This is a genomic window from Caballeronia hypogeia (assembly GCF_001544875.2).
In the GTDB taxonomy this organism is placed as follows: domain Bacteria; phylum Pseudomonadota; class Gammaproteobacteria; order Burkholderiales; family Burkholderiaceae; genus Caballeronia; species Caballeronia hypogeia.
The window spans coordinates 51,362-69,788 of the sequence record NZ_FCOA02000035.1 but is presented as its reverse complement, the minus strand read 5'-3'; the positions used below and the strand labels follow the sequence as shown (position 1 = coordinate 69,788).

The 18,427-nt window shown below is 63.8% G+C and carries 14 protein-coding genes; 6 read left to right on the top strand and 8 right to left on the bottom strand.

Features of this window, described 5'->3' with window-relative positions:
• The first annotated feature begins 19 nt into the window (after positions 1-19).
• Positions 20-3,778, top strand: coding sequence for a bifunctional proline dehydrogenase/L-glutamate gamma-semialdehyde dehydrogenase PutA (gene putA / locus AWB79_RS32540; RefSeq protein ID WP_232471089.1), 3,759 nt, complete (start codon positions 20-22; stop codon positions 3,776-3,778).
• An 87-nt stretch (positions 3,779-3,865) separates the two neighbouring features.
• Complete coding sequence (gene hutG, locus AWB79_RS32535) at positions 3,866-4,672, top strand: N-formylglutamate deformylase (RefSeq protein WP_061171554.1); 807 nt, start codon at positions 3,866-3,868, stop codon at positions 4,670-4,672.
• Positions 4,673-4,725: 53 nt separating this feature from the next.
• Here hutG and AWB79_RS32530 read toward each other — a convergent pair whose 3' ends face one another.
• Genes AWB79_RS32530 through AWB79_RS32515 form a run of 4 tightly spaced genes read right to left on the bottom strand, consistent with a single transcriptional unit; the run spans position 4,726 to position 8,102 of the window.
• Complete coding sequence (locus AWB79_RS32530) at positions 4,726-5,655, bottom strand: electron transfer flavoprotein subunit alpha/FixB family protein (RefSeq protein ID WP_061171553.1); 930 nt, start codon at positions 5,653-5,655, stop codon at positions 4,726-4,728.
• On the bottom strand, positions 5,656-6,405 hold the full coding sequence (locus AWB79_RS32525; protein WP_061171552.1) for an electron transfer flavoprotein subunit beta/FixA family protein: 750 nt from the start codon (positions 6,403-6,405) through the stop codon (positions 5,656-5,658).
• Between the two features lie 4 nt (positions 6,406-6,409).
• Positions 6,410-6,913: a HutD/Ves family protein gene (locus AWB79_RS32520; protein ID WP_157695898.1), complete on the bottom strand. Its 504-nt coding sequence runs from the start codon at positions 6,911-6,913 to the stop codon at positions 6,410-6,412.
• A 1-nt stretch (position 6,914) separates the two neighbouring features.
• On the bottom strand, positions 6,915-8,102 hold the full coding sequence (locus AWB79_RS32515) for an NAD(P)/FAD-dependent oxidoreductase (RefSeq protein ID WP_061171550.1): 1,188 nt from the start codon (positions 8,100-8,102) through the stop codon (positions 6,915-6,917).
• A 269-nt stretch (positions 8,103-8,371) separates the two neighbouring features.
• On the opposite strand from AWB79_RS32515, the gene AWB79_RS32510 reads away from it, so the two are divergent.
• Together AWB79_RS32510 and AWB79_RS32505 are read left to right on the top strand one after the other, a co-directional pair.
• Positions 8,372-10,030: an electron transfer flavoprotein-ubiquinone oxidoreductase gene (locus tag AWB79_RS32510; RefSeq protein WP_061171549.1), complete on the top strand. Its 1,659-nt coding sequence runs from the start codon at positions 8,372-8,374 to the stop codon at positions 10,028-10,030.
• A 14-nt stretch (positions 10,031-10,044) separates the two neighbouring features.
• On the top strand, positions 10,045-11,004 hold the full coding sequence (locus AWB79_RS32505) for an Ldh family oxidoreductase (RefSeq protein WP_061171548.1): 960 nt from the start codon (positions 10,045-10,047) through the stop codon (positions 11,002-11,004).
• A gap of 57 nt (positions 11,005-11,061) precedes the next feature.
• Here the strand turns inward: AWB79_RS32505 and AWB79_RS32500 are convergent, their stop codons facing one another.
• The 4 genes from AWB79_RS32500 to AWB79_RS32485 form a co-directional block, all read right to left on the bottom strand.
• Positions 11,062-12,111, bottom strand: a complete 1,050-nt coding sequence (locus AWB79_RS32500) for a proline racemase family protein (RefSeq protein WP_061171547.1) — start codon at positions 12,109-12,111, stop codon at positions 11,062-11,064.
• 67 nt (positions 12,112-12,178) lie between these two features.
• Positions 12,179-13,243: an ABC transporter substrate-binding protein gene (locus tag AWB79_RS32495; protein ID WP_061171546.1), complete on the bottom strand. Its 1,065-nt coding sequence runs from the start codon at positions 13,241-13,243 to the stop codon at positions 12,179-12,181.
• A 136-nt stretch (positions 13,244-13,379) separates the two neighbouring features.
• Complete coding sequence (locus AWB79_RS32490) at positions 13,380-14,615, bottom strand: M24 family metallopeptidase (protein ID WP_082862537.1); 1,236 nt, start codon at positions 14,613-14,615, stop codon at positions 13,380-13,382.
• 161 nt (positions 14,616-14,776) lie between these two features.
• Positions 14,777-15,700, bottom strand: a complete 924-nt coding sequence (locus AWB79_RS32485) for a LysR substrate-binding domain-containing protein (RefSeq protein ID WP_061171571.1) — start codon at positions 15,698-15,700, stop codon at positions 14,777-14,779.
• A 255-nt stretch (positions 15,701-15,955) separates the two neighbouring features.
• Between AWB79_RS32485 and AWB79_RS32480 the strand changes: the two genes are divergently transcribed.
• Both AWB79_RS32480 and AWB79_RS32475 read left to right on the top strand, forming a co-directional pair.
• Positions 15,956-17,215, top strand: coding sequence for an aromatic ring-hydroxylating oxygenase subunit alpha (locus AWB79_RS32480; RefSeq protein WP_061171545.1), 1,260 nt, complete (start codon positions 15,956-15,958; stop codon positions 17,213-17,215).
• 9 nt (positions 17,216-17,224) lie between these two features.
• Positions 17,225-18,376 carry an FAD-binding oxidoreductase gene (locus AWB79_RS32475; RefSeq protein ID WP_061171570.1) on the top strand — a complete coding sequence of 384 codons (1,152 nt, stop codon included), beginning with the start codon at positions 17,225-17,227 and terminating at the stop codon, positions 18,374-18,376.
• The last annotated feature ends 51 nt before the right edge of the window (positions 18,377-18,427 follow it).

Here is an 18,427-nt window from a genome sequence, read left to right as displayed (position 1 = left end):
AACAACGGATCATCCAATCATGCTGTCGGAAATCGAAACCATGCAGACCGTCACGCCGGACCTCGCGGTCCTGCGTCAGCGTATCGCCGACGTCACCGCGCTCCCCGAAGAGACGGTCGTCAAGGCATTGATGCAGGAGGCGCAGTTCGACGCGCACACGCTCAGGAAGACGCAGGCGCTGGCGGCGCGACTCGCTCAAGGCGTGCGCGATGCGCGTATCGATGCGGGCGGCGTGGACTTGCTGACGCAGGAATTCTCGCTGGACAGCCGTGAGGGCATCGCGTTGATGTGCCTCGCCGAAGCGATGCTGCGCATTCCCGACACGCAGACGCGCAACCAACTGATCCGCGACAAGATCGTCGATGCGGACTGGCGCGCGCATATCGGCAAGTCGCCGTCGCTGTTCGTCAACGCGACCGCGTGGGGCCTGCTCGTGACGGGCAAGCTCTTGAAGCAGCCCGATGAAAGCGCGCTGGCCGAAGCGCTGACGCGCGTGGTGCGCAAAGGCGGCGAAGCGGTCGTGCGCGGCGGCGTTGCTTATGCGATGCGCATGCTCGGCAAGCAGTTCGTCACCGGCCAGACGATCGAAGAAGCGATCGGCGTGGCGAAGGGCCGCGAGTCGAACGGCTATCGCTATTCATACGACATGCTCGGCGAAGCCGCGTTGACCGATGAGGACGCGCAAGCCTACTTCGAGTCGTATCGGCATGCGATCGAAGCGATCGGCGGCGATGCGAAAGGGCGGGGTCCGATCGACGGTCCCGGCGTTTCGGTAAAGATCTCCGGCCTGCATCCGCGCTATGAATTGGCGCAGCGCGAGCGCGTGCTGGTGGAGATGTATCCGCGACTGCTGCAACTGGCGCAACTCGCGAGGCAATATGGCATCGGCTTTCACCTCGATCAGGAAGAGTCCGCGCGTTTCGAACTGACGCTGGAAATGCTGGAGCGCTTATGCAAGGAGCCGTCGCTTAAAGGATGGAACGGCATCGGCATTTCGTTGCAGTCGTATCAGAAGCGCGGCCGCGCGGTTGCGGAATGGATCATCGCGCTCGCGCGCTCGACGCAGCGGCGCATCAACATTCGCCTCGTGAAGGGCGCGTACTGGGACACCGAGATCAAGCTCGCGCAGGACGCGGGCGCGGACGGTTACCCGGTATTCACGCGCAAGGTTCATTCGGATGTGAGCTATATCGCGTGCGCGAAGGCCTTGCTCGCTGCGCCCGACGCCATCTTTCCGCAGTTCGCCACGCATAACGCGTTCACCGTGGCCGCCGTGCATACGCTCGCGGGCGATCAGCCTTACGAGTTTCAATGCCTGCATGGCATGGGCGAAACGGTGTATGACCAGGTGGTCGGAGCGGCGAAGCTCGGGCGCGCGTGCCGCATCTACGCGCCGGTCGGGCCGCATGCAACCTTGCTCGCGTATCTCGTTCGACGTTTGCTCGAGAACGGCGCGAATTCCTCGTTCGTCAATCAGATCGTCGATCCGGCCGTGAGTATCGACGATATCGTGCAGGACCCGGTCGCGAAAGCCGCGACGACGGGCGGCAAGCCGCACGCGGGCATCGTGTCGCCGCGCGCGTTGCTGCCCGGCCGCGTCAACGCGAAGGCGATGAACTTCTCCGGCATGCCCGAGTTCGATCGCGCGGTCGCGGAGATTCGCGCGCAGCGGCTTAGCGTGCAGTCGCTGGTCGCGCGATCGATCGAGTTGACATCGGATGCGACTGCGCTCGTGTATGGCGCGAGCGATGCGTCGGAAGTCATCGGCAGCGTGGCTTCGTGCCGGATCGATGTCGTCAACGCTGCGCTGGACGCGGCGTCGGTCGCGCGTGCGACGTGGACGCAATCGTCGCGTGAAGCGCGCGCGGCGATTCTCGAAGCCGTCGCGAATCGGTTCGAGCACGAGTGCGCTCGGCTTGGCGCTTTGCTCGTGATGGAACATGGCGCGACCCTGGCCGACGCCGCGGACGAAGTGCGTCACGCGATCAATCTGTGCCGCCTGTATGCGTATCAACTGAACGCCGACGAACGGCTGGCGGACCTCGATCCGCTCGGCGTGGTCGTCAGCATGACGCCGGTGTCATCGCCGCTCGCGAGCTTTGTCGGACAGACGGCGTCAGCGCTCGCGGCCGGCAATGTCATAGTCGCGAAGCCTTCCTCGCACGCCGCGCTGATCGCGCACGAAGCGGCGCGCGCGTTCCTTCATTGCGGTGTGCCCGCTGACGTGCTGCAACTCATCATTCACGATGGCGCGAGCTTCGCGCGCGCGTTTGCATCGGATCGACGTGTGGCCGCCGTGAGTTTCGCGGGCTCGCACGAGGCCGCGCGTTCGCTCGCGGTTCTGCTCGCGCGTCAGCCGCACGCGCCGAAGTTCATTCACATGCAGTCGGGTGTCAATGCGATGATCGTCGACAGCTCCGCGCTGCCCGAGCAGGTCATCTCCGACGCGATCCACTCGGCGTTCAGGGGCGCAGGACAGGACGCTTCGGCGCTGCGCGTGCTGTGCCTGCAGGACTCGACGGCGGATCGCGTGCTGCGCATGTTGAAGGGCATGCTCACCGAACGCGTGACGGGCGATCCGCTCCACGCAGCGACGGACATGGGCCCGCTGGCTACGCGTCGCGCGCGCGACAAGGCCGAGGTGTACATCGAGCAATTGAAGCGGCGGGGCTTCACGGTCGTGCGGGGCAAGCTCGATGCCAACCATGGCAAGGCAAATTACGTGGCGCCGACGATCGTCGACCTGGGGGATGTCGCGGCGCTCGATGCACTCGATGCGACCATCGGCGGCCCGATCCTGCATGTGGTGCGCTATCGCACCGGGCAGATGGAGCCTTTGCTCAAGCGTCTCAACGCGCTGGGCGCGGGCGTGCAGGGGCTGCATACGCGCATCAACGAAGCGGCGGGCAAGCTGCTCTCGATTACGAAGGCCAACAGCGTGTGCGTCAATCGCGCGATGCACGGCGCATTCGCTGGCATGCAGCCTTATGGCGGAGTGGGCGCTGCGGGCACGGGCCCGATGAACGGCGGCCCGTTGACGTTGCTCACACTTAGCCGCGGCGCAGTGATGCCATCGTTGCGCGCGGCATCTGGACCGTTCGCGCAGCAAGCATCAGTGACGAGCGAGAAGTTCTTCGAATTTCCCGTCGAATCCACCGATGGCAAACTGAGCGACCGTCAGACCGCGTTGCACGAAGCGAAAGCAGCGCAGCGCGCAAGACTCGACGCGCTGTTCGCGCTGGCCTCCGCGGCAAGCGATCGTCAACGCGATCCGGCGTTGTGGTCGCATGTGGGCGAAGCGGTCGCGCGTTATCATCCGCTCAGCCTGCCGGCGCTGACGGGCGAAGAGAACACCGTCGAACTGCTGCCGCGCGGGCAAGTTCTGTGCGTGGCCGAATCGGATGCGGACCTTCTCACGCAGGTCATGATCGCGAGTGGCTTTGGCAACGACATTGTGATGCCGAAGTCCGCGCTCGCCGATGAAATCGCGCGCAAGCTCGGCGCGTGCGCGCGCGTAATCGGCGCAGACGACGTGCCGCGCGCGCTGCGCGGCGCGCTGTCGACGGTGCGGCCCGATGTCGTGCTTGCGCGTGGCGCGCAAGGCAGCGTCGCCGATGTGCGAATGATCGCCGCCGAACATATGATTCCGGTGATCGTCGCGGATGCGTCCGGCGCGTACGACTGGAGCGCGCTCGTGCGCGAGCGCGTGACCACAGTCAACGCGAGTGCGGCGGGGGGCAACACGCAACTGATGGTGATGAGCGAAGATATTCTCTGAGCATCACATCGATTCGTTTTTGCCGGTCGGCGCCTGACAGCGCGACCGGCTTTTATTTTTTGCTGCGCATGACAAGGAGCTCGCGCGATGACCGATGACGTCTTTCATTTTCAATCAGGCGAACTGCCGCTGCTGATCTCGATCCCGCATCTCGGCACGATGATTCCAACGGACATCTCGGGTCAGTTCACCGACATCGCGCTGCAAGTCGCCGATACCGACTGGCATCTCGACCGTCTTTACGACTTTGCGCGACGCGCGGGCGCATCGGTGCTGGGCGCGCGTTATTCGCGCTATGTGATCGACCTCAATCGTCCGGCGAGCGGCGAAAGCCTGTACCCGGGCCAGACCACGACCGGGCTTTGTCCGACCGAAACGTTTCGCGGCGAGCCGCTGTATCGCGATGCGAACGGAGCCAACCCGGGCGAAGTGCAGCGGCGCCTCGAGCGTTACTGGCAGCCTTATCACGCGAAGCTGCGCGAGGAACTGGATCGTCTGAAGGCGCGCTTCGGCGCGGTGCTGCTGTGGGAAGCGCATTCGATCGCGAGCGTGTTACCGCGTCTCTTCGAAGGCAAGCTGCCGGACTTGAACATCGGCACGAACTCGGGACAGGCGTGTGACGCGCGCGTGCTCGATGCGGTCACCGGGACGCTCGACGGGCAAGCGTCGTTCACATGGATCGCGAACGGGCGCTTCAAGGGCGGCTATATCACGCGCGCTTACGGCGACCCCGCGCAAGGCATCAACGCGGTGCAACTGGAGATGTGTCAGTCGACCTACATGAACGAATACGCGCCGTTCGAGTATCGGCCCGAGCTGGCGCAAGACGTGCAGCCAGTCGTCGAAAGAATGGTCGGAGCCGCGCTGGATGCGACGCTCAAGCTTGCGCGCTAAAGACAAAAGGCCGTCACCGGAGTGACGGCCGAAGCAAACAACTGCCAGGATCGTTACAGCGATTGCGCGAGTTGCGGCACCGCCTCGAACAGATCACCGACGAGGCCATAGTCCGCGACGCCGAAGATCGGCGCTTCCGCGTCCTTGTTGATGGCGACGATCACCTTCGAATCCTTCATGCCCGCGAGATGCTGGATCGCGCCGGAGATGCCCACGGCCACATAGAGTTCGGGCGCGACGATCTTGCCCGTTTGACCGACCTGCAGATCGTTCGGCGCATATCCGGAATCGACTGCCGCGCGCGATGCGCCCACGGCCGCGCCGAGCTTGCCCGCGAGCGGATCGAGCAGGCCGAAGCTTTCCGCGCTGCCGAGCCCGCGGCCGCCCGACACGACCACGCGCGCGGCCGTGAGATCGGGCCGGTCGCTCGCGGCGATCTCGCGGCGAATGAATTTCGAAAGGCCCGTATCCGGCACGGCGGGAACCTCGCTCACCGTTGCGCTGCCGCCTTCGGCGCGCGCCGCTTCGAAGGCGGTCGTGCGGATCGTCGCGACTTTCACGGCGTCGGCGGTCTGCACGGTGGCGATGGCGTTGCCGGCGTAGATCGGGCGCTGGAATGTATCGTCGGAGTCGATGGCGATCACATCCGATATCTGCGATGCATCCAGCTTCGCCGCCACGCGCGGCGCGATGTTCTTGCCCGCCGCCGTCGCCGGAAACAGCACATGCGTGTAGTCCTTCGCGAGCGCGAGCACTTGCGCCGCGACGTTTTCCGCGAGCCCGTCGGCGAGATGCGGCGCGTCGGCGAGCAGCACCTTGTCGACGCCGGCGATCTTGCCCGCCGCATCGGCGACGGCGCGCGCGTTGCTTCCCGCGACCAGCACATCGACGCCGTTGCCGAGCGCGAGCGCCGCCGTTATCGTGTGCAGCGTCGAAGCCTTCAACTGCGCGTCGCTGTGTTCCGCAATCACAAGAGTCGTCATTCAAATCACCTTCGCTTCAGTTTTGAGTTTCTCGATGAGCGTCGCGACATCCGGCACGCGCACGCCGGGCTTGCGCACGGGCGGTTCCACTACCTTGAGCGTCTTCAGACGCGGCGCGGGATCGACGCCCAGATCGGCCGGCTTCACCGTTTCGATCGGCTTCTTCTTCGCCTTCATGATGCTGGGCAACGTCACGTAGCGCGGCTCGTTCAGGCGCAGATCGGTCGTGACGATGGCGGGCAGACGCAACGAGATGACTTCGAGACCGCCATCGACTTCGCGCGTGACGGTCGCCGTGTTGTCGGCGATCTCGATGTTGCTCGCGAACGTGGCTTGCGGCCAGTCGAGCAGCGCGGCGAGTAGCTGACCGGTTTGTCCCGCGTCGCCGTCGATGGCCTGCTTGCCGAGAATCACGAGCTGCGGCTGTTCACGCTCGATCACCGCCTTCAGCAACTTGGCGACGGCGAGGGGCTGCAATTCCGCATCCGTTTCGACGAGCACGCCGCGATCCGCGCCGATCGCGAGCGCCGTGCGCAAGGTCTCCTGACTCTGCGCGAGCCCGCACGACACCGCGACGACTTCGCTCGCGACGCCCGCTTCCTTCAGGCGCGTGGCCGCTTCGGTCGCGATCTCGTCGAACGGGTTCATCGACATCTTCACGTTGCCGATATCGACGCCGCTCTGGTCCGACTTCACGCGGACCTTCACGTTGTAATCGACGACGCGCTTGACTGCTGTGAGTACTTTCATTTCATCATCCTCGAATGGTAATCAGCACGCAGAGCTGATCGCTTCGGTTTTCGATCGGCGGCGTGACGCGCAACGGCGAGCGCACGTCATGCACCGCGAAGTGTCCCTCATCGAAGGCGACGACAATCGCGGTGCAAGGCGCTTCGATGCTCACCGCAGAAGACAGCACGCTCATGTGCACGCGATAGCGCTCCGTCCTGCTCATCACGTTGAGCGAGCTCACGGGGCCGTTGACGAGCGTTGCACGCCAGGGCGTGGCGCCGTCATAGCTCACGACTTCGAACGGCGCGAGCGTCACGAGGCGCTCGCCGTCGCGCAACGTGACGCCGTTGCCGCGCACGATCATCGAGGTGCGCATCTGGCCGTCGAAGCTCGAATACGGTCCGTGCGCTTCGACCTCGGCGAGGCTCACGCGCCAGTCGTCGCCCGACGATGCCAGCACGCGCGTCGTGCCGCCGCCGTTCTTCCAGCGTTCGCAAGGTATCGACGCAATCTGCATCGCGTGCATCTCAGGACACCGCGCCCAGGCCATATTTGCCGGTGAGCAGATCGCCCGTGGCGAAGCGCTCGATGGAATACGGCTTGAGCGATACGTCGGTCGGCAGGCCGAGCGCTTCCTGCGCGAGCACGCGGCCGACCGTCGGAGAGAGCTTGAAGCCGTGCCCGGAGAAGCCGTAGCCGACGACCAGACCTTCGATGCCGGGCAAGCGCCCGAGCACCGGATTCCAGTCGGGCGTCACGTCATACACGCCCGTCCAGGACGAAGCGATGCCCGCCGTTTCGTATTCGGGAAAGCGCTCCGCGACCTGCGCGCCGACTTCGACGACATAGTCCATCGGAATGTCGCCTTGCTCGGTTTCGGCGGTGTTCAGCTTTTCGCCGACGACGCCCTCGGAGACGAGCATCTGATTGCCGCCATAGCTGCGGTAATAGAGCATGCCGGGCGAGGCGAGATCCTTGAAGACCGGCATCGAGAAGCTGTATTTCGCGGCGTCGCATTCGAGCGCGAGCACGGCGTGGCGCTCCGGCATGATCGGCAGGCTCTGTCCGGTCCAGCCCGCGAGCTCCGGCGTCCAGATGTTCTGCGTGCTGATGACCATGCCGGTCCTGAAGTCGCCGATGGACGTCGACACGCCGACGACCTTGCCGTTGTCGAACAGAATCTTGTTGACCGATGCGTTCTCGCGAATGGTCACGCCACCACGACGCGCCGCGCGCGCGAAGCTCGTGGCGACCAGATACGCGTCCGCGAAGCCCGCTTCCGGCTCGTAGCCGATCAGCGCGGCATCATCGAACTGCGCGATGGGCAGCAGTTCCTTCGCTTGCCGGCGATCGAGGAATTCGAGCGGAATGCCTTGCTCCTTCTGCTGATTCAGCGAAGCGCGCAAGGGTTCGAGCTTGTCGCCCTCGTTCGACACGATCATGTAGCCGGACTTCACGAGGCCGCAGGACGCTTCGTCGTCGCCGAGATAAGACGCGAAGTTATTGAATACGTCCCACGACTTGCGCGCGAGCTCGACGTTCTCTTTCACCGAATAGTGCGTGCGCAAAATGCCGGAAGACTGCGAAGTCGTTCCCGCGCCGATCGTGCCGCGATCGAGCACCAATACGTTCTTCGCGCCGAGCTTCGCGAGCTGAAAGGCCACCGAACTGCCGATGACTCCCGCGCCAATCACCACAACGTCATATGTATCCACGGTTCGCTTCCTTCCAAGAGCCAAGGGGTATGAGCGAAGTGTGGACCAGTGAAATCTCGGCCGCGCGAATATAAGAGATCGCGATTTTTAGCAGAAGACGCAGCGCGGCGAGGTCGCCTTTTTACGGGTTAACGCTGCATTTGCGCTGGTTCGAATCATCCGTAACGCAAGGACGCATTGATTGCAGCATAAGAAGCCGTTATGCCGCCGGATGCGCTCGTGCGTGACCGTAGAGTGATTCTCAGATCATCCGAACGCTTCTCATCGCAATGAATACACAGATGCTTCTCGAACAGTACGGTCCTCGCGAGTCCATGGAGTACGACGTCGTGATTGTCGGCGGCGGTCCCGCCGGGTTGTCGTCCGCGATCCGGCTCAAGCAGCTCGCCGCGGAACGCGGACGCGAACTCAGCGTATGCGTGCTCGAAAAGGGCTCGGAAATCGGCGCGCATATTCTGTCGGGCGCGGTCATGGACCCGCGCGCGCTGAACGAGCTGATTCCCGACTGGAAAGCGCAGGGCGCACCGCTCGATGTCGCGGTTACCGAGGATCGCTTTCTCTTTCTGTCACAACGCGGCGCGAAGCAGGTGCCCAACTGGCTCTTGCCGAATAACTTCAAGAATCATGGCAACTATGTCGTGAGTCTCGGTAACGTCACGCGCTGGCTCGGTCAGAAAGCGGAGGAACTGGGCGTCGAGATTTTCGCGGGCTTTCCAGCGGCGGAAGTGCTTTATGGCGAGGATGGCGAAGTGCGCGGCGTCGCGACGGGAAACATGGGTATCGGCAAGAACGGAGAGCCTGGCGGAAGCTTCCAGCTCGGCATGGAGTTGCACGCGAAGTACACGCTTTTCGCGGAAGGCGCGCGCGGTCATCTGGGGCGCGAACTGATGGACCGCTTCCAGTTGCGCAGGAACGCGGACCCGCAGGTTTATGGACTGGGCATCAAGGAGTTGTGGGAGATCGATCCGGCGAAGCACAAACCCGGCCTCGTCATCCATACGGCCGGCTGGCCGCTGGATCGCGATACGTATGGCGGCTCCTTTCTCTATCACCTCGACAACAATCAGGTGGTGGTCGGCTTTGTCGTCGGACTTGGTTATGCGAATCCGTATCTGTCGCCTTTCGAGGAATTCCAGCGCTACAAGACGCATCCGTCGATCCGCGCGTTTCTCGAAGGCGGCAAGCGCGTCTCGTATGGCGCGCGCGCCATCGCGGCCGGCGGATTGATGTCGCTGCCGGAACTCGTGTTTCCGGGCGGCGCCTTGATCGGATGCGAAGCGGGTTTTCTGAACGCGTCGCGGATCAAGGGCAGTCATGCCGCGATCGCCACCGGCAAGATGGCCGCGCAAGCCGCGTTCGATGCAATCGCCTCGGGCCGCCAGCACGACGTACTCGCGGATTATCCCGAAGCGTTCGATCGTTCGTGGCTGAAAGAGGAGCTGCATCGCGCGAGAAACTTCAAGCAATGGATGAGCCGTGGGCTGCGCGTGGGCACGATCATGGTCGGACTCGAACAGAAGCTCCTGGGCGGACGCGTGCCGTGGACGCTGCATCACAAGCATGCGGACCACGAAACACTTTTGCCCGCATCGCAATGCGAGCCGATCGCCTATCCGAAGCCCGATGGCAAGCTCACGTTCGACCGGCTTTCGTCGGTGTTTCTGTCGAATGCGAATCACGAAGAAAACCAGCCCGCGCATCTGACCTTGAAGCGCGCCACGACGCCAATCAACATCAATCTGGCGCAGTACGATGGTCCCGAAACGCGCTTCTGTCCCGCAGGCGTGTATGAGTTCAGGGAACAGGAACTCGTCATCAACGCGCAGAACTGCGTGCATTGCAAAACCTGCGACATCAAGGACCCGACGCAGAATATCGTGTGGGTGACGCCGGAAGGCGGCGGCGGTCCGAACTATCCGAACATGTAAAGGAGAACAAGGTCATGCGTTTCGAAACACAGGATGCGCTCGAACTCGCGCGACGCGCCGCGATGAAGGCCGGCGCGAGCGAAGCCGTCGCGGCATCGCTTGCCGATGCGACGGTATCGGCGGAATGGGCGGGCAACCGCGCTGTAGGGTTCGCGCATCTGCCCGATTATCTCGATGGCTTCGTGAAGGGGCGCATTGCGAAAGACGCGGCGCCCGAGATCGATTTTGCCGCGCCCGCCGTGATCCAGGCGGACGCGAAGCGCGGCATCGCGCAACTGGGTTTCGACCGCGCGTTCGCACAACTCGTCGAGCGCACGCACACCTATGGCGTGACGGTCTTTTCGCAATCGAACAGCTTCACCGTGGGCGAGCTCGGCTATTACACGCGACGTCTCGCGCAAGCGGGACTGGTCGCGCTCGCCGTCACCAATGCCACGGCGCAGATGACCACGCTCGAAAGCCGCAAGGCCGTGTACGGCACGAATCCGCTGTCGTTCGGCGCGCCGCGTGATGGCGGCAAGCCGTTCGTCATCGATCAGGCGTCGAGCTCCACGGCGTTCGTGAACGTGCGGCGTGCGGCGGAACGCGGCGAGACGATTCCCGAAGGCTGGGCCGTCGATGCGCACGGCCAGCCCACCACCGACGCGCGCGAAGCAGTGAAGGGCTTGCTGCTCGCGTTCGGCGGCGCGCGTGGTGCGAATATCGCGTTGATGGTCGAGATTCTCGCGGCGGGTCTGACGGGCGGGAACTGGTCGCTCGACGCGCCGTCGTTCGCGGAAGGCGAGCACTCGCCCGCGGTTGGCCTGTTCATCGTCGCGCTCGCGCCGCGCGTGCTGGCCGGTGACTTCGAAGCGCGTCTGTCGGCGCAGCTCGAACGTCTCGCCGCGCACGGCGTGCGCATTCCCGGCAGTCATCTCGATGTGACCGAACTCGATATCGCGGATGAGCTGATCGCGAAGATCGAAGCTCTATGAAGAAAACCGCCGCTGCATCGTGCAGCGGCGGTGAATATCACCAGAGGTCACCAGACGTCACCAGATGTCGCCGATGGTGAAGCCGTTCGGAAACGGATCGGCCGGATCGAGCACATAGGTGTTGTAGCCGTAGATCCACGACTGTCCCGAGATGGTCGGCACCACGGCCCTGTAATCGCCGATGCGCGTTTCCTCCACCAGATTGCCCGTGAACACCGTGCCGAGCAGGCCTTCGTGGCGGAACGGCTGATTCAGCGCCAGCTCGCCTTTCGCATGCAGCGTGGCGATCTTCGCGCTCGTGCCGGTGCCGCACGGGCAGCGATCCAGCGCGCCGGTCCAGGTTGCGGGATTGTCGAAGTCGATCGGGCCGTTCGCGACCGTCACGCTGTTGCGCCAGTCCGCGTTCGGATTTTGCGTCGGCCCCGAAAGCTGCGCGACCGTGATGCCGTAACCCGGATAGTGCGGATGATGCACCGGCAACTGATCTTGCGCCGCGCGCAGGATCAGCGCGGAAATGCGCGTGATCTCGCGGCCATGTTCGGGAATCAGCTCGAGGCCCTTGAACTGGCGCACATCGGCGATCACGTAGAACATGCCGCCCCAGCCGACATCGACCGTGACCTTGCCGAGCGTGGGCACGTCGATGACGGCATCGAGATGCGCGGCGAACGCCGGCACGTTCCTGAACGTCACCTGCGTGACCTTGCCGTTCGAACATTCGGCGCGAATGCCGATCAGGCCGGCCGGCGCTTCGAGCTGAAATTCGGTGACGGGTTCCTGCATCGGCAGCATGCCGGTTTCGAGCAGCACGGTGGCCACCGAGATCGTGTTGCCTCCGCTCATCACCGGATATTCCGTCTGCTCCATGATGATGTAGCCGGCGGCCGCGTCGGGATGCTTCGCGGGCACGATCAGGTTGCAGCACAGCGGCGGATAGCCGCGCGGTTCGCGCAGCATCAGGCGGCGAATCTGGTCGTCGTTTTCCTCCAGCCACTTCATCTGCTCGTAGACGCTGTTGCCGGGTATGTGAGGCACGCCCCCGGTCACGACGCGCATGGGTTCGCCGGAGTGCGTCTCCACGGCTTGAAACATTCTCCTGAAGCTCATCGACCGTTCTCCATGATTGATGCGCGGGCGCGTCGCGGCGCAACCGCGAGCTCCCGCGTCATGCCGCTCAATGCTGTCCCAGCCACACCGCGAACTTCTGGTTCAGGTCGTCGGAATGATCGGCCCAAAAGGCGATGTCGCTATCGATCGCGCCGTTCTGGTTGGCGGGCGCGGTGGGCAAGTAGGGCGCCACTTTCGGATCGACCAGCGCGAGCGCCGACTTTCTAACCGGACCGTTCGCCGTGAGCGGCGCGAGCTTCGCGAGCACGTCGGGCTGCGTCGCGTAGCGCACGAAGTCCTGCGAAGCCTTGAGGTTCTTCGTGCCCTTCACGATGGCATAGCCTTCGATGTTCTTCACCTGACCGTCCCAGATGAAGCCGAACGGCTTCTTGTCGTTGATCATCGCGGCATAGATGCGGCCGTTGTAGGCGCTGCTCATCGCCACTTCGCCGTCCGCGAGAAGCTGGGCCGGCTGCGCGCCCGTTTCCCACCAGACGATGGACGACTTGATCGTATCCAGCTTCTTGAATGCGCGATTCAGACCCGCGGGCGTGGCGAGCGTCTTGTAGACATCGGCGGGCGCGACGCCATCGGCGAGCAGCGCCCATTCGAGCGCACCTTCGGGCGATTTGCGCAGACCGCGCTTGCCGGGGAAATTCTTCAGATCGAAGAAGTCCGCGATCCGGTTGGGCTCGCGACCCTTGAATTTGTCGGAGTTGAACGCGATCAGCGTGGACCACGCGATGTTGCCCGCCATGCATTCCGACACGCCGCCCGCCGTGTAGTCGCTCTTCGCGGGCGTGCCGTCCGGCGCGGGCGCGAGGCTCGCCGGATTGATCTTCTCAAGCAGGCCTTCGTCGCAGGCGCGCGTCACGTCGGACAATTGCATGTCGACGACATCCCACGTCACGTTTTTCGTCTCTACCTGGCTGCGGATCTGCGCGATGCCGCCGTTATACGAATCCGTCTTCACCTTGACGTCGCCGCCGGAGAACGGCGTGGCGGCGGTTTTTTCCTGCGCGGCCTGATACGTGCCGCCCCAGGAAACGAAGGTGATCTGCGAAGGCGCGGCGACAGCGCTCACCACATTGCCTGCCAGGAGCAGGCCGAAGAGCAACGAGAATCTCATCATGTACTCACAATCGGAAGATTGACGGGGCCGCTCCCGTGAGGCAGAGCGTGATCGTGAGACTAGATTCGGCCAAAATAGCCCGTGACTATTAAAGCCGCCTTGATGCTGAAATTCCCGCTGCGTTATGCAAACCGTTCTACAGCCACGCGGTCTCGAACTCGAAGGTCGATAGCGGCTGGCAGCCGGCGTCCGTGAGCAACACTTGCTGTTCGAGCTTCACGCCTTCGTCGCCTCCTTCCGCGCCGATATAGCTTTCGATGCACAGCGTCATGCCGCTTTCGAAATGCCCGTCGTAGCCACTGTGATCGAAATCGACGCCGTACGCGATGTTCGGATACTCGTCCACCATGCCGATGCCGTGCGCAAGGCAGCTATAGCGATTCTTCACGTAAGGTCCGGGCATGGCCCAGCTGCGGTCGGCGAACTCGCGAAAGCTCATGCCAGGGCGCACCAGCGCCATGTTCGTGTGAAGCTGGTCATACGCCGCCGCATACAGGCGACGCTGCTCGTCGGTGGGCGGCACGTGGCCCACGGTCCAGGTTCGCGAGATATCCGCGCAATAGCCGAACGGACCGACCAGATCCGTATCGAACGCGATGATTTCGCCTCGGCGCATGGGCTTGCCGCTGCACTCCTGCATCCACGGATTGGTGCGCGCGCCCGACGCCAGGAGCCGCGTTTCGATCCATTCGCCACCGAGCCGGATGTTCTCGTAGTGAAGATGCGCCCACAATTCCTGTTCGGTCATGCCGGGTTCGAGCGCGTCGTGCATGCGCCGGATGCCGCGCTCGCATACGTCGATGGAAGCGCGGATCAGCAGCAGTTCATCGGCCGATTTGATCGAGCGTGCCTGTTCCATGATGCCCGAGCCTTCGAGCACTTCGACGCCTTGTTCACGCAGCGCATAAGCGCCTTCCGGATCGAGCCGGTCAACAGCGACGCGCGGGTCGGACGGCGCATGCTGACGCAGGAGATCGGCGATCTCGCGCGCCCATTCGCGCGCCTTTTCCGCTGCATGCGGCCCCGCATTGAAGTAATTCCAGCAGGTCGCGCCACGGATTTCCGCCTCGATCGGCAAGCCGCGCCACACGTGCTCGCAATTGTGAAATTCGAAGCCGATGACCGGGCCGTGCGCGAACACCATGACATGGCGCGTCGGATTGCGGCCGCTCCAGATCTGCATGTTCGAGGTGTCGGTCGCGTAGCGAATGTTCACCGGGTCGTACAGAACGATGGCCGGGCAGCCGGACGCCCGAAGCATGTGCCGCACGCGCTCGAGGCGATAGCGCCGCACGCGGTCCAGCGTCCCTTCGGGCAGGTCCGGTTGCGCATCGCTCGTGGTTGCTGCGTGAATCGTGCTGACCGCTGACATGGGCTCTCCGTATCGTGGTTGTCTCGTGGTTGTCGCGTCGCGCGCAGGCGGGGACCGGCGCGAAATCAGAGCCAGTATCGAAACGAAGAAAACGGGCGTCAATGCGCTAAATTTTCACGCTCGGATTACACAAAGTTATCCGACCGGAAACGCGCACGCCGTCAAAGGCAGGCCGGTTCGCCGCGCAACCAGTCGATGATCTGCGTGACCGCCGGCGTGATCGAACGTCCGTGAGGGACGACCACGAAATACGCGTCCGTCGGCCGGCTCGTGACGGACGTGAGGCGCACCAGTTCGCCGCGCACCAGCAGGTCGTGCACGAGCCGCCCCCAGCCGAGCGCGACGCCCTGGCCGTAGCGCGCGGCCTGCACGGCGTCGGTGTACAAGCTGCAGCGCAGCACGAAATCGAGCCGCGGCGGGCGATAGCCTACCGAGCGAAACCACGCCTCCCAGTCCATCCATCCCTCGTAGGTCGAGTCGGACTGGACGAGCGGCAGCTTCGACAGATCCTCCAGCGTTTCCGGCGACTTGTATTCCTTCAGAAAGGAGGGCGAGCAGACCGGGAACACTTCCTCGTCGAACAGGAGGGTGGAGGTGCCGTCGCCCCAGTTGCCGTCGCCGAAGCGCACGGCGACATCGACCTCGACGTGGCGCAGATCGGCCGTGAACATCTGCGTGGTCAGCCGCAGTTGCAGCGGCGGCTCCATGCGCTTGAGCTTGGCCAGCCGTGGCAGCAGCCGAAGCTGCGAGAACGGCGCGGTGGACGCCAGCACCAGCTCGCGCCGCTCGACCACGCCGGTCGCAAGGCGGTCGAATACCCCGGCGATCTTCTGCATGGATTCGGCCACGACGAGATAGAGCGCCTCGCCTTCGCCGGTGAGCGAGATCGAACGGTGCAGGCGATGAAACAGCCGCACGCCGAGCGTTTCCTCCAGTTGCCGCACCTGCCGGCTCACGGCCGCCTGCGTGACGCCGAGCTCCGTTGCCGCAGTAGTGAAGCTGCCGAGCCGCGCCACCGCCTCGAACTCGACGAGCGCGGTCAGTGACGGCACGATCCGCCGATACCCCTTGGTTGCTTTTGTCATCTTCATGCGACGGCCGGCTTGTTAATCGACTGCTTCATGGTTGTCTCCGCGCTGCATCATCTGTCTAAAGGTTTATTGCGTCAAGCCGCCCCATTCCTCGAGCGCAGGCTGACCCGGAATGCGCGCACATCCGCATAACATAAAGTAATGCGATGCGAAGAATAAAGCGCATTGACGATCCATACCGTCGATCCAATACTCCGGGTCATGGAGACGCCTCATGCGTCGCAAACAGACCAGACGGAGAGCCCCGCAATGTCCACGATTTATTTAAAGACCCACCGTGAACTGCTCGACAGCAGAGAGCCGGGATTCGGCATGCCTGGCGAATTGTTCGGCCGCGAAGACGTCTTCGAGAAAGACGTCGAAGTCTTCTTCCACAAGATGTGGATTCTCGTGGCCGTCACGGCCGACGTTCCGGAGCCGGGCGACGTGTACACGGTCGACATCGGCAAGGCGTCCATCCTGGTCGTGCGCGACGACGACGAGAACATCCGCGCGTACCGCAACGTGTGCCGGCATCGCGGCTCGCGTCTGATGCCGAAGGCGGGCAAGACCAGCGTCGGCATGCTCGTTTGTCCCTATCACCAGTGGACCTACGATCTCGACGGCTCGCTCAAGCACGCCACGCACATGGGCGCGGACTTCGACACGAAATGCCGCAGCCTGATTCCTGTGCATCTCAAGGTGATCGGCTCGCATGTGTTCGTGTGCCTGGCCGACGAACCGCCCGCCGACATCGAGAAGCTCGAAGCGGTGATGACGCCGCGCTTCGCGCCGTATGACATGCAGCGCACGAAGATCGCGTATGAGCTGGAGGTGATCGAGAACGGCAACTGGAAGCTCGTGATGGAAAACAATCGCGAGTGCTATCACTGCTCGGGCACGCACCCGGAATTGACCGCGTCGTTCCTCGCCGAAGACTTCGGTTTCTGTCCGGACGGGCAAAGCGAGGAAACGCTGCGCGAGTACGAGGAATATCGTCAGCGCAACGCGAACGCGCAGAAGAACTGGGAAGCCGACGGCTACGAGTGCGCGCTCGTCGAATCGGTCGATGAGGACGTCGAGACGAACTTCCGCACGCAGCGTCTCGTGATCGCCGGCGCGGGCGAATCGCAGACGATCGACACGAAGGTCGCATGCGGCAAGCTGCTGGGCGGTCTGACCCGTCGCGATCTGGGCGACGTGCACATGTGGGGCCATCACGCCTGGACCCACGTGATGAGCGACCACGCGGTGGTGGCCTACGCCATTCCGCTCGCGCCGGACAAGACGCTTGTGCGCACGGTGTGGCTCGTGCATGCGGACGCGGTGGAAGGCGTCGATTACGACCTCCAGAAGCTGACCGAGGTGTGGGTCGCGACGACGCGCCAGGACGCCGAGCTCGTCGGCAATACGCATAGCGGCACGCAGGACCCCGCCTATGCGCCCGGCCCGTTCTCGATGTACACCGAGGCGGCGCTCGAACAGTTCTCGCGCTGGTACGCGGCGCGTCTCAAGGCAAACGGTATCTGAGTGTTGAAGATGAACGCGATCGACATGTTCTGTTCAGTGGCTTCCAGCGCGAGCGCGATGGATCGATTCACCAGCGCCGAGACATGGGAGCGCCCCGATGTGCAGTGGGGCAGCCATGAAATGCGGACGCTGACGTGCTGCCGCACGACCGACGAAACGCACGATGTGCGCACCTTCGTGTTTTGCGGCGAAGACGGACGACCGTTCAGCTTCGAGCCGGGTCAGTTCATCACGGTAAGCGCGGAGGTCGGCGGACGCACGGTCAGCCGCTGCTACACCATCTCGTCGCCGCCGACGCGCCCCTACACGCTGACGATCACGGTGAAGCGCACGCCGGGCGGCGTGATGTCGAACTGGCTGCACGACAACATGAAGCCCGGCGTGACGCTGAACGCTTACGGCCCGGCGGGGGTGTTCACGCCGTCTTCGGCGCCGGCGGTGAAGGCGCTGTATCTGTCGGCCGGTTCGGGCGTGACGCCGCTGATGTCGATGACGCGCGCGGCGTTCGAGCTCGGACTCGATCGCGACATCGTGTTTCTGCACAGCGCGCGCACGCCGCAGGACATCATCTTCCGCGATGAACTGGCGCGCATGAGCGTGCAGGCCGCTAACCTCGATGTCATCCAGGTGTGCGAAGGCGTCGGCACGGAGACGGACTGGAACGGTCCTACGGGACGGCTCAGTCTCGAACTGCTGGAGGCGCGCGTGCCCGACTTCCGCGAGCGCGAAGTCTTTACATGCGGACCCGCGCCTTACATGAGCGCCGTGAAAGAAATTCTCGCGCGCGGCGGCCACGATCCCGCGCGCTACCATCAGGAGAGTTTCAACTTCGCGGAGACGGTCGAGCCGCTGGTCGAGCCCGCCGTACCGGCAGCGGAAAACCAGGCAGCCGCGCAGAGCACGTACACGGTGCGTCTCGCGCGCTCCGGCAAGTCGTTCACCATGGAAAGCGATCAGACCATCCTCGCGGCGGCGCGCAAGGCGGGTGTGGTGCTGGCGTCGTCGTGCAGTCAGGGCATTTGCGGAACCTGCAAGACGGCCGTGCTCGAAGGTTCGGTGGATATGCAGCACAACGGCGGCATTCGCAAGCGCGAGATCGACAAGGGCCTGCGTCTGATGTGCTGCAGCCGTCCGACTTCGGATATCGTGCTGGACCTTTGATGCCTGCGCTTCGGCGCACCTCGGATGAAGAAGAAGCGAGCCTTGGCTCGC

What these genes read in the sequence shown, in the direction of transcription:
- AWB79_RS32500 (WP_061171547.1), bottom strand. Translation starts at nt 12,111, where the DNA reads ATGAGCTTCAGGAGAATGTTTCAAGCCGTGGAGACGCACTCCGGCGAA.
- AWB79_RS32475 (WP_061171570.1), top strand. Translation starts at nt 17,225, where the DNA reads ATGAACGCGATCGACATGTTCTGTTCAGTGGCTTCCAGCGCGAGCGCG.
- AWB79_RS32505 (WP_061171548.1), top strand. Translation starts at nt 10,045, where the DNA reads ATGCGTTTCGAAACACAGGATGCGCTCGAACTCGCGCGACGCGCCGCG.
- AWB79_RS32495 (WP_061171546.1), bottom strand. Translation starts at nt 13,243, where the DNA reads ATGATGAGATTCTCGTTGCTCTTCGGCCTGCTCCTGGCAGGCAATGTG.
- putA (WP_232471089.1), top strand. Translation starts at nt 20, where the DNA reads ATGCTGTCGGAAATCGAAACCATGCAGACCGTCACGCCGGACCTCGCG.
- hutG (WP_061171554.1), top strand. Translation starts at nt 3,866, where the DNA reads ATGACCGATGACGTCTTTCATTTTCAATCAGGCGAACTGCCGCTGCTG.
- AWB79_RS32480 (WP_061171545.1), top strand. Translation starts at nt 15,956, where the DNA reads ATGTCCACGATTTATTTAAAGACCCACCGTGAACTGCTCGACAGCAGA.
- AWB79_RS32490 (WP_082862537.1), bottom strand. Translation starts at nt 14,615, where the DNA reads ATGTCAGCGGTCAGCACGATTCACGCAGCAACCACGAGCGATGCGCAA.
- AWB79_RS32520 (WP_157695898.1), bottom strand. Translation starts at nt 6,913, where the DNA reads ATGCACGCGATGCAGATTGCGTCGATACCTTGCGAACGCTGGAAGAAC.
- AWB79_RS32485 (WP_061171571.1), bottom strand. Translation starts at nt 15,700, where the DNA reads ATGACAAAAGCAACCAAGGGGTATCGGCGGATCGTGCCGTCACTGACC.
- AWB79_RS32525 (WP_061171552.1), bottom strand. Translation starts at nt 6,405, where the DNA reads ATGAAAGTACTCACAGCAGTCAAGCGCGTCGTCGATTACAACGTGAAG.
- AWB79_RS32530 (WP_061171553.1), bottom strand. Translation starts at nt 5,655, where the DNA reads ATGACGACTCTTGTGATTGCGGAACACAGCGACGCGCAGTTGAAGGCT.
- AWB79_RS32510 (WP_061171549.1), top strand. Translation starts at nt 8,372, where the DNA reads ATGAATACACAGATGCTTCTCGAACAGTACGGTCCTCGCGAGTCCATG.